10 protein-coding genes and 1 pseudogene are annotated in these 12,103 nt (G+C 70.9%); 6 read left to right on the forward strand and 5 right to left on the reverse strand.

Annotation, left to right across the window (positions count from 1 at the left end; genetic code table 11):
• Positions 1–580 precede the first annotated feature (580 nt).
• Both ACSQ2B_RS21705 and ACSQ2B_RS21710 read left to right on the forward strand, forming a co-directional pair.
• Positions 581–895, forward strand: coding sequence for a LytTR family DNA-binding domain-containing protein (locus ACSQ2B_RS21705; protein WP_436053191.1), 315 nt, complete (start codon positions 581–583; stop codon positions 893–895).
• Positions 896–943: 48 nt separating this feature from the next.
• Positions 944–2,347, forward strand: coding sequence for an MFS transporter (locus ACSQ2B_RS21710; protein WP_436053193.1), 1,404 nt, complete (start codon positions 944–946; stop codon positions 2,345–2,347).
• Here ACSQ2B_RS21710 and ACSQ2B_RS21715 read toward each other — a convergent pair.
• A complete protein-coding gene (locus ACSQ2B_RS21715) occupies positions 2,344–3,594 on the reverse strand; it encodes an aspartate kinase (protein WP_436053195.1) in 1,251 nt (416 codons plus the stop codon). The genes ACSQ2B_RS21710 and ACSQ2B_RS21715 overlap by 4 nt on opposite strands.
• Positions 3,595–3,720: 126 nt before the next feature.
• Here ACSQ2B_RS21715 and ubiG point away from each other — a divergent pair.
• Positions 3,721–4,467 (forward strand): annotated as a pseudogene (gene ubiG, locus ACSQ2B_RS21720) (bifunctional 2-polyprenyl-6-hydroxyphenol methylase/3-demethylubiquinol 3-O-methyltransferase UbiG); the annotation flags it as partial.
• A gap of 354 nt (positions 4,468–4,821) precedes the next feature.
• Entirely contained in the window at positions 4,822–5,775 is a 954-nt protein-coding gene (locus ACSQ2B_RS21725; protein WP_436053197.1) for an alpha/beta fold hydrolase, read from the forward strand.
• 13 nt (positions 5,776–5,788) lie between these two features.
• Here ACSQ2B_RS21725 and chrA read toward each other — a convergent pair whose 3' ends face one another.
• Positions 5,789–7,030: a chromate efflux transporter gene (gene chrA, locus ACSQ2B_RS21730; RefSeq protein ID WP_436053199.1), complete on the reverse strand. Its 1,242-nt coding sequence runs from the start codon at positions 7,028–7,030 to the stop codon at positions 5,789–5,791.
• A gap of 139 nt (positions 7,031–7,169) precedes the next feature.
• Between chrA and ACSQ2B_RS21735 the strand changes: the two genes are divergently transcribed.
• Positions 7,170–8,252 carry a Zn-dependent alcohol dehydrogenase gene (locus ACSQ2B_RS21735; protein WP_436053201.1) on the forward strand — a complete coding sequence of 361 codons (1,083 nt, stop codon included), beginning with the start codon at positions 7,170–7,172 and terminating at the stop codon, positions 8,250–8,252.
• 222 nt (positions 8,253–8,474) lie between these two features.
• Here the strand turns inward: ACSQ2B_RS21735 and ACSQ2B_RS21740 are convergent, their stop codons facing one another.
• Entirely contained in the window at positions 8,475–9,281 is an 807-nt protein-coding gene (locus ACSQ2B_RS21740; RefSeq protein ID WP_436053203.1) for a hypothetical protein, read from the reverse strand.
• 132 nt (positions 9,282–9,413) lie between these two features.
• Between ACSQ2B_RS21740 and ACSQ2B_RS21745 the strand changes: the two genes are divergently transcribed.
• Positions 9,414–9,971 (forward strand): class I SAM-dependent methyltransferase, encoded by a 558-nt coding sequence (locus ACSQ2B_RS21745; RefSeq protein ID WP_436053205.1) that lies wholly within the window; start codon positions 9,414–9,416, stop codon positions 9,969–9,971.
• Between the two features lie 165 nt (positions 9,972–10,136).
• On the opposite strand, the gene ACSQ2B_RS21750 is transcribed toward ACSQ2B_RS21745, so the two are convergent.
• Positions 10,137–11,408, reverse strand: coding sequence for a peptidoglycan DD-metalloendopeptidase family protein (locus tag ACSQ2B_RS21750; RefSeq protein WP_436053207.1), 1,272 nt, complete (start codon positions 11,406–11,408; stop codon positions 10,137–10,139).
• Positions 11,409–11,749: 341 nt separating this feature from the next.
• Positions 11,750–12,100: an arsenate reductase (glutaredoxin) gene (gene arsC / locus ACSQ2B_RS21755; protein ID WP_436053209.1), complete on the reverse strand. Its 351-nt coding sequence runs from the start codon at positions 12,098–12,100 to the stop codon at positions 11,750–11,752.
• Between the last annotated feature and the right edge of the window lie 3 nt (positions 12,101–12,103).

The following is a 12,103-nucleotide window of genomic DNA, read 5'->3' on the forward strand; positions in this document are numbered from 1 at the left end:
CCGGACAGCCAGCCCGCCAGCGCCGCTTCGCGAACGGGCGAACGGGTTCGCCGGCCGCCGAACTGCGATATAAAAGGGGCCATGGTTGAAGGGGACAGCGGGGGCCGCCTGCGCGGATGGGCCGGCGATTTCACGATCGCGACGGCCATCGGCGTCTTCCTGGGCCTGCTCGGCCCGTTCGGCAGCTTTCTCAACGGTCCCTTCTGGCAGCGGGTCGGCTACTGGGTCGTGTTGGCCTGGCTGGGCTTCGGGGTGTTCGGCCTCGGCGCCCGTCTGGTCCTGGCCCGCATCCGCTCGCGGCGCGCGGCGCGGGCCGCGCTTTGCGCCTACGTCATCCTGATGTCCGCGCCTTTCGGCCTGCTCAGCTGGCGCGTCGCGACGGCGACCTGGCCCATGCTCGAACACCTGCCGGGCCTCACGCCGCTCGTCTGGTATCTCGAGGGCCTGCTGATCACCGCGCCTCAGGTGGCGCTGTTCAGCTATCTCGGCCGGCGGCGAGGCGCGGCCGCTCCGGACCGGCCGCTATCGCCAGGCGCCGGGCCTGCTGGGCGTCCCGCCCGGCGATGTGCTGTGCCTGCAGATGGAGGATCATTACGTCCGGGTTCACACCGCGGGCGGCTCGCGCCTGGTGCTGGCGACCTTCGCCCAGGCGATCGCCGCCATGGGCCGCACGCCCGGATTGCGGGTCCATCGATCCTGGTGGGTGGCCGACAAGGCGGTGGACCGCGCCGAGGCCGAAGGCCGCAACCTGCGCCTGATCCTGACCAACGGGGTCAGTGCGCCGGTCGCCCGCTCGTCCGTGGCGGCGGTGCGGGAAGCCGGCTGGCTGCAGCGCCCAGGCAGGGCCAGGTGCGAGACCGAGCGCCCGACGGCTTCCGCCGCGCTCAGCTCCTGACGCCGCGCCGGCTCGCCGGAGCGCAAGTGATCGGCTAAAGGCTGGCCGATGGCCGAAATGAGCGTGGGTGAGAAGGGCTGGGGCGACCTGCTGGCCGAGGGTCGCCTGCCGAAGTTCGCCCTGATTTGTCTGGGCGTCTGGCTCAACGCCGCCGACGCCCTGGTCACCGCCACCATCATGCCCAGCGTCGGCCTCGACCTTGGCGGCTACGGCTATTTCAGCTGGTCGGTGGCCGGCTTCCTGGTGGGGGCGATCCTGGCGGGAGCCAGCGCCGGCCGGATTTCGGAGCTGTTCGGCCTGCGCGCGGCCACGGTGCTCTCCGGCCTGCTGACCGCGGCCGGTTGCGTGATGAGCGCCGCGGCGCCGGACATCTTCACCTTCCTCGCGGGCCGCCTCGTGCAGGGCCTGGGGACCGGCTGGATCAGCGGCTTCTCGATGGTCGCCATCGCGCTGTTGTTCCCGGAGCGGCACCTGGCCAGGGTCTTTGCGACGGTGTCCGGCGTCTGGGGCGTGGCCACCCTGCTGGGCCCGCTGGTCGGCGGGTTGTACGCCACCGGCCACGACTGGCGGGGCGTCTTCTGGCTGTTCGCCGTGCAGTCGGCGGCCTTCAGCGCCGCGGCGCTGTGGCTGTTGCGCGGGGCGCAATCCCGCCGCGAGGGCGCAGGGATTCCCTGGCTGCAACTGGCGGTGCTGACCCTGGGCGTCGGCGCGATCGCCTTCGCGGACCTGGCTGGCGATGCGGCCGTCTCGCTGGGCCTGGTGGCCGCGGGCCTTGTCGTGCTCGTCCTGGTCCTGCGGATCGACGCCCGCGCCCGGGTGCGGCTGCTGCCGCGCGAGGCTGCGAAGCTGGGCGCGGTGGTCGGCGCAGGCTACGCCAGCATGTTCCTGATGACGGCCGCGTCCATGGGTTTCGCCATCTATGGTCCGCCCATCCTGCAGACGCTGCGCGGCTACTCCCCGCTGTGGGCGGGCTATGTGGTCGCGGTGGAGTCGCTGGCCTGGACGGTGGCGGCCTTCCTGGTCGCCGACGTCTCCCAGCGATGGGACGCTATCTGGGTTCGCGCCGGCGCGGCCTGCCTGATCGCCAGCGTGATCGTGCTGCCGTGGGCGCTGGCCGACCAACCGCTGGCCTGGGTGCTGATCGGCGCGAGCCTGCTGGGCGCCGCCTTCGGCTTGTCCTGGAGCTCGATGTCCATGCGGGTCATGGCGGCGCTGCCGGATGAGGACCGGGCGATCGGGACCTCGGCCATCACGGCGGTGCGCCAGACCGGCGCCGCCGCGGGCGCGGCCCTGGCGGGTGCAGCCGCCAATCTCGTCGGCTTCTCGCACGGCGTGAGCGCCGAGACCGCGCGGGCGGCCTCGGTCTCGGTCTTCCTGATCGCCATCCCGCTGGCCCTGGCCGGCGCCTGGACGGCATTCCGGCTGACCGGGGCGGCGGCCCGAAACGTCTAGAGCTGGTCCAGGCCGTAGGCGGCGTGCAGGGCGCGGACCGCCAGTTCGGTGTAGGCGGCGTCGATCAACACGCTGATCTTGATCTCCGAGGTCGAGATCACCTGGATGTTGACGCCCTTCTCGGCGAGCGCGCTGAACATCGACTTGGCGACGCCGGCGTGGCTGCGCATGCCGACGCCGATGACCGAGACCTTGGCCACGTCCTCGTTCACCGCCACCTCGTCGAAGCCGATCTCGGCCTGGGCGGCGCGGACGATTTCGACGGCGCGCGCGGCGTCGCGCTTGCCGACGGTGAACTCCATGTTCGCCGTGTCCTGGGTGCGGGCGTGGCTCTGGACGATCATGTCCACGTTGACGTTGGCGTCGGCCAGGCGGCCGAAGATCTCCGACGAGACGCCGGGATGGTCGGGCAGGCCGAAGAGGCTGATCTTCGCCTCGTCGCGGCTGTAGGCGACCCCGCTCACGATGCGCTTTTCCACGATCTCCTCCTCGTCGCAGACGATGGTGCCCTGGCCAGGGGCCTCGCCCGGCTCAACGAAACTTGAAAGCACCCGCACCGGCACGCCCTTGGCCATGGCGAGCTCGACCGAACGGGTTTGCAGCACCTTCGCGCCCAGGGACGCCATCTCCAGCATTTCCTCGTAGGAGATCTTGCTGAGCTTGCGGGCCTTGGACTCGATGCGCGGGTCGGTGGTGTAGACGCCGTCGACGTCGGTGTAGATGTCGCAGCGCACCGCCTTCAGCGCGGCGGCGATCGCCACGGCGCTGGTGTCCGAGCCGCCCCGGCCCAGGGTGGCGATGCGGCCGTCGCGGGTCACGCCCTGGAAGCCGGCGATCACCGCCACGGCGCCTTCGTCCATGGCGGCGGCCAGGTTCTCGGGCGGGATCTCGTCGATCCGCGAGCGGCCGTGGGCGTCATCGGCGATGATCGGGATCTGCCAGCCCATCCAGGAGCGCGCCGGCACGCCCATGTTGCGCAGCGTCATGGCGAGGAGACCCGCGGTCACCTGCTCGCCCGACGCCACCACCACGTCGTACTCGTCGTCGCTCGCCGGCAGGTCCGCCGCGGCCGAGCCGCAGCCGTCGGTCCAGGCGACCAGCTCATTGGTCTTGCCGGACATGGCCGAGACCACCACGGCGACCTGATGGCCCGCCTGCACCTCGGCGTTCACCAGCCGGGCCACGCGGCGGATGCGTTCCAGGTCGGCCACGGACGTGCCGCCGAATTTCATCACCAGCCGGGACATGCGAGTCTAGGAGCTCTCGTTTCTCAAAGGGCCGCGCCGTGAAAGGCGGAGCCTTCTAGCGGTGTGTCGTGTTCGGAGCAACGGTCTGGGTGTTTTGCCGCGGGGGCTGACGCGTTAATGAGAGCCATGACCACCGCCGACCCGCCCAAGTCCAGCATCGATCCGGCCGAGGTCGAACGCTTCTCGCGCATCGCCGCGGAGTGGTGGGACCCGAACGGCAAGTTCGCGCCGCTGCATCGTTTCAATCCCGTGAGGCTGGGTTTCATCCGGGAGCAGGCGCTGGCGCGGTTCGGGCGCGACGGGACGCAGCGCCAGCCGTTCGAAGGCCTGCGTCTGCTGGACATCGGCTGCGGCGGCGGCCTGCTGTCGGAGCCGATGCGCCGGCTGGGATTTGCGGTGACCGCGGTCGACGCCTCGGAGCGCAATATCGCCACCGCCGCCGCCCACGCCGCCGAACAGGGGCTGGTGATCGACTACCGCGCCTCGACGGCCGAGAGCCTGCTGGCCTCCGGCGAGCCGGCCTTCGACGTGATCCTCAACATGGAGGTGATCGAGCACGTCGCCGATCCGGGCGAGTTCCTGCGCACCACCGGACGTCTGCTGGCGCCGGGCGGGGTGATGATCTTCGCCACCCTCAACCGCACCCTGAAGGCCTTGGCGCTGGCCAAGTTCGGGGCGGAGTATGTGCTGCGCTGGCTGCCCGTCGGCACGCACGACTGGCGGAAGTTCCTCAAGCCTGAGGAGGTGCGCGGCTTCATCGCCGGCGAGCCGCTGGATATCGAGGGCCCGTTCGGCGTGGCTTACGACCCGCTGACAGGCCGCTGGTCGCGGTCGAACGACGTCGACGTCAACTATCTGATGGTGCTGACCCGCGCCCCCGAATCCGCCTCGGCGCCGGCGCCGGCGCCGGCGCCGGCCGCGCGGCGTCGCCGCACCCGCAAGGCCGCGGCCTGAGCGAAAAACCCGCTCTCGCCGTCATGGCCGGGCCCCGTCCCGGCCATCCATGAACGTCGAAAACGAAGGACGGTCTTGCGTCTCTCCGTGTGCATAGGTTCCCGGCACAAGGCCGGGAATGACGTTGGGGGAGGGGCGGGAACGCCTCCGGCGTGACCTTCGCGCCACGCAGATAGCAAATGACATCTTCCGGCGACGCTTCCCCGAACCCGAAGCTTGAACGGCGCGTTCCAAACTCCAGGTGATGAGTGAGTCCTGAGGAGTTTTCCCACCGTGTCGCGTAAACGGCCGAAAGGCGTGCTCGCCATGGGTTGGGCCTGTTTCGAGGCGGCCGCGACCGGCCGCAGCGAGCATGCGCCGACGTCTGCGGATTATCCCGACACCGTGCTGCGCCGAACCAGCTTCATCGCCGGCGGCGGCCACGGCTGGAAAATTTCCGCGCTGGAGACCCCGCGCCACAAGCCGGCGCCCTGGAAGATCGTGGTGATCACCGGCGCCCCGTCCTGGGCGGAGTACTGGGCCGAGACCATGGCCGAGCTGCCGCAGGACCGCGAGATGGTCGTCGTCGATCGGCCGGGCTATGCGGGCTCCGAGCCGGCTCACCCGGTGCACGACATCCGCGTCCAGGCCGAGGCGCTGGCCCCGGTGCTGACGGCGGCGCCCGGCCAGAAGGTGCTGCTGGTCGGCCAGAGCTATGGGGCGGCCATCGCCTCGATCATGGCGGCGCAGAACCCGGGCCGGGTGGCGAGCCTGGTGCTGCTGTCCGGCTTCTTCGGCGAGACCGGGCCGACCTCGCGCTGGCTGATCGACATGGGCTCCAGGGCGCTGAAGATGATCCCGCGCGACCTGCGCCATGCGGTGATGGAGGCCTCGGGCCAGCGGCCGCAGCTGGTGCACGCCAAGCGCGCCCTGATGCAGCTGACCATTCAGGTGCACATGATCCACGGCGACAAGGACGACTTCGCCCCGATCGAGGTCGCCGAGCGGCTGGCCAAGGAGACGCCGACGCGCCGGCCGGTGCGCTTCGTGCGCACCACGGGGGCCAACCACTTCCTCAACGACGGCCCGGCCCAAGAGCTGATCGCCGCCCTGGAAGGCTGCCTGCCGCCGAAGAAGACCTGGACCTTCCGCCTGCCCAAGCTGCCGAGCTTCGGCCTGCCCAAGGCCCGGCTGCCCGGCTTCGCGGCGCGCGCCCCAGCCGCCGCCGCCGCCCAGGCGCAGGCCTGAGCGCGGTCGGCGCCTAGCGGGCGAGAAGCCCGGCCGCCAGGGCGAAGCCGATGACCACCAACCAGGGCGGCAGCCTCGCCACCGCCAGGAAGACGTAGGCCGCGGCGACCAGCGCCCAGTCGTTCGTTCGCTGGACGGCGCCCGTCAGCACCGGGTCCCAGAGCGCGGCGGCCAAGAGGCCGACCACCACGGCGTTGACCCCGGCCAGCGCGCCGCGCGCCTCGGGGAGGACCTTCAGCCGGTCCCAGAAGGGCACCACGCCGGCCACCAGCAGCAGGCTGGGCAGGAAGATGGCGGTGACGGCGACCAGGCCGCCGATCCAGCCGCCAGGGGCCACGCCCTGGGCTGCGCCGACGAAGGCCGCGAAGCTGAACAGCGGGCCGGGAAGGGCCTGGACCGCGCCATAACCGGCCAGGAAGGTGTCGCGGTCGAGCCAGCTGCGCCCGACGATCTCCGACTGCAGCAGCGGCAGCACCACATGGCCGCCACCGAACACAAGGGCGCCGGTGCGGTAGAAGACGCTGGCCAGGCCGAGCAGCGGCTCGTTCAGGGCCGAGGCGGCGAAGGGAAGGCCGGCGAGCAGCAGGGCGAAGACCGCCAGGGCCGCGAGCGGCGGGCCATAGGCCGGCGCGCGCGCCGTAACGAGGTCCGGAGTCTCGATCGCCGGCGCGTCGCGCAACAGGCCGTAGCCGAAGGCCGCGCCGGCCAGGAGGGCGAAGATCTGCGCCATCGGCCCATGGGCGACGATCAGGCCGGCGGCGGCGCCGATGGCCATGCCGGCGCGCACCGGTCCGCGCGCCAGGGTGCGGGCCATGGCCGCCAGGGCCTGGGCGACGATGGCCGCGGCGGCGATCTTCAGCCCGTGCCGCCATCCGCCGCCCCAGGCAGCGTTCAGCAGCGGGGTGGCGTAGGCGAGCGCGATCATCGCCAGGGCCGCCGGCAGGGTGAAGCCGATCCAGGCGGCGATCAGGCCGGCCCAGCCGGCGCGGCGCTGGCCGATCGCCATGGCCAGCTGGCTGGACGCCGGGCCGGGCAGGAACTGACAGAGCGCCAGAAGGTCGGCGAAGGCGGCCTCGCCCAGCCAGCCGCGGCGCTCGACGAACTCGCGCCGGAAATAGCCGAGGTGGGCGACCGGGCCGCCAAAGGCGGTGAACCCCTGGCGCAGGAAGGCCAGGAAGACTGCGCCAGCTTCGCTCGCCCTCGAGGTCTCGCTGACCTTCGGGCTTTCGCTGGCTGTCGGCTGTCCCTCGTCCATCAGAGCTCCGGGCCGCAATTCTGGCCTCCTCATGCGTTGCAAGGCGGCCGCTGTCGACTGTTTTGCGGCTCCGCCGCCGGCGCGATAAGGCTAAGGGTCGGCTGCGCCGGCTGGTTCACGGGCGCGAGGAGAAAACGCCATGAAGGCCGCGGTGCTGCGTGCGGTGGGCCTGCCGCTTCAGATCGAGGACGTGCAGATCGACAAGCCGGGCCCGCGCGAGGTGCTGATCCGCACGGTCGCGGCCGGCGTCTGCGGTTCCGACCTGCATTTCCTCCAGGGCGATTTCGCCACGCCCCTGCCGACCGTGCTCGGCCATGAGGCCGCCGGCGTGGTCGAGGCGGTGGGCTGCGACGTGCGCACCGTGAAGCCGGGCGACCACGTCATCACCTGCCTGAGCGCCTATTGCGGACACTGCGACCACTGCCTCACGGGGCGCCTGAACCTCTGCGTCTCGGACGAGACGTCGCGCGACGCCGACCAGCCGCCGCGGCTGGCGCGCGCCGGCCAGCCGATGCCGCAGTACCTGCACCTCTCGGCCTTCGCCGAGCAGATCCTGACCCACGAGCATGCGGTGGTCGCGATCCGCAAGGACATGCCGCTGGACCGCGCCGCCCTGATCGGCTGCGCGGTGGTCACCGGCTTCGGCGCGGTGACCCACACCGCCCGGCTCCAGCCCGGCGAGACCGTGGCGGTGATCGGCTGCGGAGGGGTGGGGCTGTCGGCCATCAACGCCGCCCTGATCGCCGGGGCCGGCCGGATCATCGCCATCGACACCGTGGCCTCGAAAGAGAGCCTCGCCCGGGCCTTCGGCGCGACGGACTTCATCTGTTCGGCGCAGGACAATCCGGTGAAGGCGGTGCGCCAGCTGACCGGCGGCGGCGCGCACCACGCGCTGGAATGCATCGGCCTCGCCAAGACCGCCGAACAGGCCTTCGCCATGGTCGGCCGCGGGGGGACGGCGACCATCGTCGGCATGATCCCGCCGGGCCAGAACCTCTCGATCCCGGGCGCCGCCTTGCTGTCCGAGAAGCGCCTGCAGGGCTCGTTCATGGGCTCCAACCGCTTCCCGGTCGACATGCCCAGGCTGGTCGACTTCTACATGCAGGGGCGGCTGAAGCTCGACGAGCTGATCTCGCGGCGGATCCGGCTGGACCAGGTCAACGAGGCCTTCGCCGAGATGCAGACCGGCGAGATCGCCCGGTCGGTGATCCTGTTCGACTGAACGGCCGTGGAAGTGGGGTGTCCATGAACCACACGAACGCGCGCCAACCCTTTGTCATGGCCGGGCCCCGTCCCGGCCATCCATGAACGTCGAAGGCGCAGGACGGTCTCCGTCTCTCCGTGTGCATGGGTTCCCGGCACAAGGCCGGGAATGACGGTGGGCGGAGAAGTGGAGCCGGGCCCCTAAGTTGGCCCTGAGCAGACAGAGGAAAGCGGCCTGCTCTCACCCCTTCGGCCGCATCACCAGCCAGGGCGTCGGCGCTTGCCGCCACTCCCAGACCGCCAGCAGCTGGTCGAGATGCGCCAGGTTCTGCAGCCAGGACGGCATCTCGAACGCCTTCGGCTGCTGGCGCACGACCTGGATGTCGTGGGTGGGGGCGAACCGGAGGATCAGCTCCTTGAACGCGCCCTTGCGGTAGACGTCGTGGGTCTCGACGATGAGGCTCATGCCGGCCAGCGCCGGGCTGAGGTCCGGCCGCAGGACGTCGAGCTCCGCGCCCTCGGCGTCGACCATCACCAGAGTCCGCTGGCCGGCGAACGCCTGGAAGCCGTCCGGCGGGAACTCTGCGCCGATGCGGACCCGGTCGGTCACGCCGTTCCTGGCGGCCAGGTCCGCGCAGGCGGCGCGCGCCGCCGCGTCGATGTCGAAGGCGTGGACCACGGCCTGCGGCATCAGCCGCGCCAGGCCCACGGCGTAGTAGCCTTCGGCGCATCCCACATCGATCACCGCCTCCAGGCCCTCGGCGGCGAAGGCCCGGATGTGCGGATGCAGTTCGGACTCGTAGGTCCCGAGCAGACGCGGGACCAGGGCGCCCTCCGTGGCCTCGGTCACATAGGCCATGCCGGCGAAGGGTCCGCTGCGGATATAGGCGCCCTCGCGGGCGATGAAGGTGTTGGCGAGCACGCGCGAGCGCCAGCGTCCCAAGAGCCGCAGCAGCTCGTTCATCTCATCCAGGGTGGGCTCGTCCGGCAACGCCTCGGCGCGCCGCCGCGCGAGCTCGGCGTACTGGCTGGTGATGCTGTTGGCCACATTGGCCTCCGCGCCCCGGATGGGTAAGCGAGCAAACCAAATGCGGGCCGGTCTGGCCAGGGCCGGCAGGCCTTCGCGTTCGGCCTGGACTCGCCTAAGGCTCGCCGGGCCACAGGCTCAGGGAGACCCCGCGTGAAGCTCAATCTCGGCTGCGGCTTCGACAAGCGGGACGGCTGGCTGAACGCCGACGGTTTCGCCGGGTGCGAGCCCGACCTCTTGATGGACATCGAGACGACGCCCTGGCCGCTGGAGACCAGCGCCTTCGACCATGTGCTGCTGAAGCATGTGCTGGAGCACGTCGGCGCCGCCTTCGACGACTTCGCCGCGGTGATGCGCGAAATCTGGCGTGTGACCGCGCCCGGCGGCCTGGTCGAGATCCATGTGCCGCACGTGCGCCACGACACCTTCTGGTCGGACCCGACCCATGTGCGGTCCTTCACCCCGTTGACCTTCACCATGATGTCGAAGCGTCAGAACCAGGCCTGGATCGCGGCGCGGGCCAACTACACCATGCTGGCCCTGGTGATGGACGTGGACTTCGAGGTGGAGGCGATCGTCCAGGTCTATGACGCCAAGTGGCAGGTCAGGCTGCAGGCCGGCGAGATCACCCGCGAGCAGCTGCGCGAGAAGGCCGCCGAATCCTGGAACGTCGCCCGCGAGCTGCAGGTCAAGCTGCGCGCGGTGAAGTAGGCGCTAGTGTGCTGGATCTGAAGTTCGCCAGCATCTGGGTCACGCGCCGGAGCGAACTTCAGATCCAAAAAGCACACTAGAAACATATACCTTGCTAGTGTCCTTCTCGATCCCGAAGTTCGTCGGAGCCCGCCACAAGAGCCTGCGAACTTCGGAATCGGGACACTAGCGCCGCAGCGCCTGGCCGACCTCGGCCAGCGCCAGGGTCTGGGGCTTTTCCTGGGCGGCGAGCAGGCCGTCGATCCGAGCCTTCTCGGCCTTGAAACGCTTCAGCTCGCGGCCGGCGAGGACCGTGCCTTGCGGGACCTTGGCGCTCAGCGGGTTCACCCGCTGGCCGCGCCGGAAGATCTCGTAGTGCAGGTGCGGGCCGGTCGCCAGGCCGGTCGCGCCGACATAGGCCACCACCTGGCCCTGCCGGACGCGCACGCCCGGCCGCATGCCGGGCGCAAACCGCGAGATATGGCCGTAGCCGGTGTCCCAGACGCCCGCATGGCGGATGCGCAGCCAGTTGCCGTAGCCGCCCTTGCGTCCGGCCTCGACCACCACGCCGTCGCCGGCGGCGAGGATCGGCGCGCCCTGTCCGGCGCCGAAGTCGATGCCCTGGTGGGCGCGGGTGTAGCCCAGGACCGGATGCCTGCGCATGCCGAAGGCCGAGGTGACGCGCGCCCCGTCGACCGGGGTGCGCAGGAGGAAGCCTTTGATGTTCTTGCCGGACTGGTCGAAGTACTCGGCGTCGCCGTGCGGCCGCTCGAAGCGGTAGAACTTGACCCCGTGCAGCTCGGCGTATTGCAGGTCGCCGACCTCGATGGTCTTGCCGCTCTCGGTCACCGTGCGGTCGAACACCAGCTTGAAGTCGTCGCCCGGCTGGATGTCCCGCTGGAAGTCGAGCTTGTGGGCGAACAGCTTGACCACCTGGGCGGTGATCGTCGGCGTTGCGCCGAGCTTCTCGGCGGTCTCGTAGAGCGACCCCTCGATCTCGCCGTCGGCGGCGACGGTGTCCTCGCGGACCGCCTCGTCCCTCTGGCGCAGGGTCAGGGCGCCGTCGAAGGTGCGCGAAAGCGTCAGCGCCCGCACCGGGCTGGCTTGGAGCGAAAGGCTGATCAGCTGCGCATGCCCGCGCTCGGCGGCGGGGCGGGCGACGGCCGCCTCGAAGGCCATGCCGGCCTTGATGTTCACCGTGTCCATGGCCTCGCCGAGGGTCTGGACCGCGCGGCGGGCTTCGTCGGGCGCGACGCCGGCGCGTTCGACCGCCTCGGCCAGGGTCTCGCCTGGCAGCACCCGCACGGGCACCTTCTCGGGCGCCGGGGCCGCGGGGCGGGACTGGACGGCGAGCGGCGCCGTCTGGGACGTCGGCGCGCGCGCCGCGGGGCCCAGGACCTGTTCGGCGGCCTTCCACCCCAGGGCAAGGGCCAGCACCACGCCGGCGCCCGCGAGCATACGCGGCGCTTGCCGCACAAGGAGGTCTGGCAGTCGGAAGTCCTGCATCACCTCTCCGCTCTAGACGGTTGGGGTTAACGTCGCCTACCGCCAAGCCTGACGGGGCGCGGAGGATGCCTGGATCCGCCGCAAGCGGGGCCTGCGCGATTTGTCACGCGGGGGCTCGCGCGTGGGAGGGGCGCCGCCCCGGCTTGCCTAACCTAGGCTGTCATCCCGGCCGTAGCGTAGCGGAGAGCCGGGACCCAGGGGCGGTGCGCACGGCCCTGGGTCCCGGATCGGCCTTTCAGGCCGTCCGGGATGACGAAGGTTTATGGGCGGTAGGCCACCGCTTCGACCTTCAATCAGATCAGCGTCAGGGCGATCTCGGCCGGGCGGCAGAGGGCCGCGCCCTTGGGCGTGGCGACGATCGGCCGGTTGACCAGGGCCGGATCCAGGATCATCGCGGCGATCAGCGCCTCGTCGGAGGCGGCGGGGTCGGTCAGGCCCAGCGCCTCGGCCTGGGTGCCGCGCACGCGCAGGATGTCGTGGGCCTTGGCGTCCATCCGCTTCAGCAGGTCCTGCAGCTGTTCGCGGGTCCAGCCGGTCTTCAGATATTCGACGACCTTGGGCTCGAGCCCCTTTTCGCGCAGCAGGGCGAGGGTGTTGCGGGACGTGCCGCAGCTCGGGTTGTGATAGATGACGACGTCGCTCATGGC

It is taken from the genome of Phenylobacterium sp. LjRoot225, assembly GCF_964252855.1.
Classification (GTDB): domain Bacteria; phylum Pseudomonadota; class Alphaproteobacteria; order Caulobacterales; family Caulobacteraceae; genus Phenylobacterium.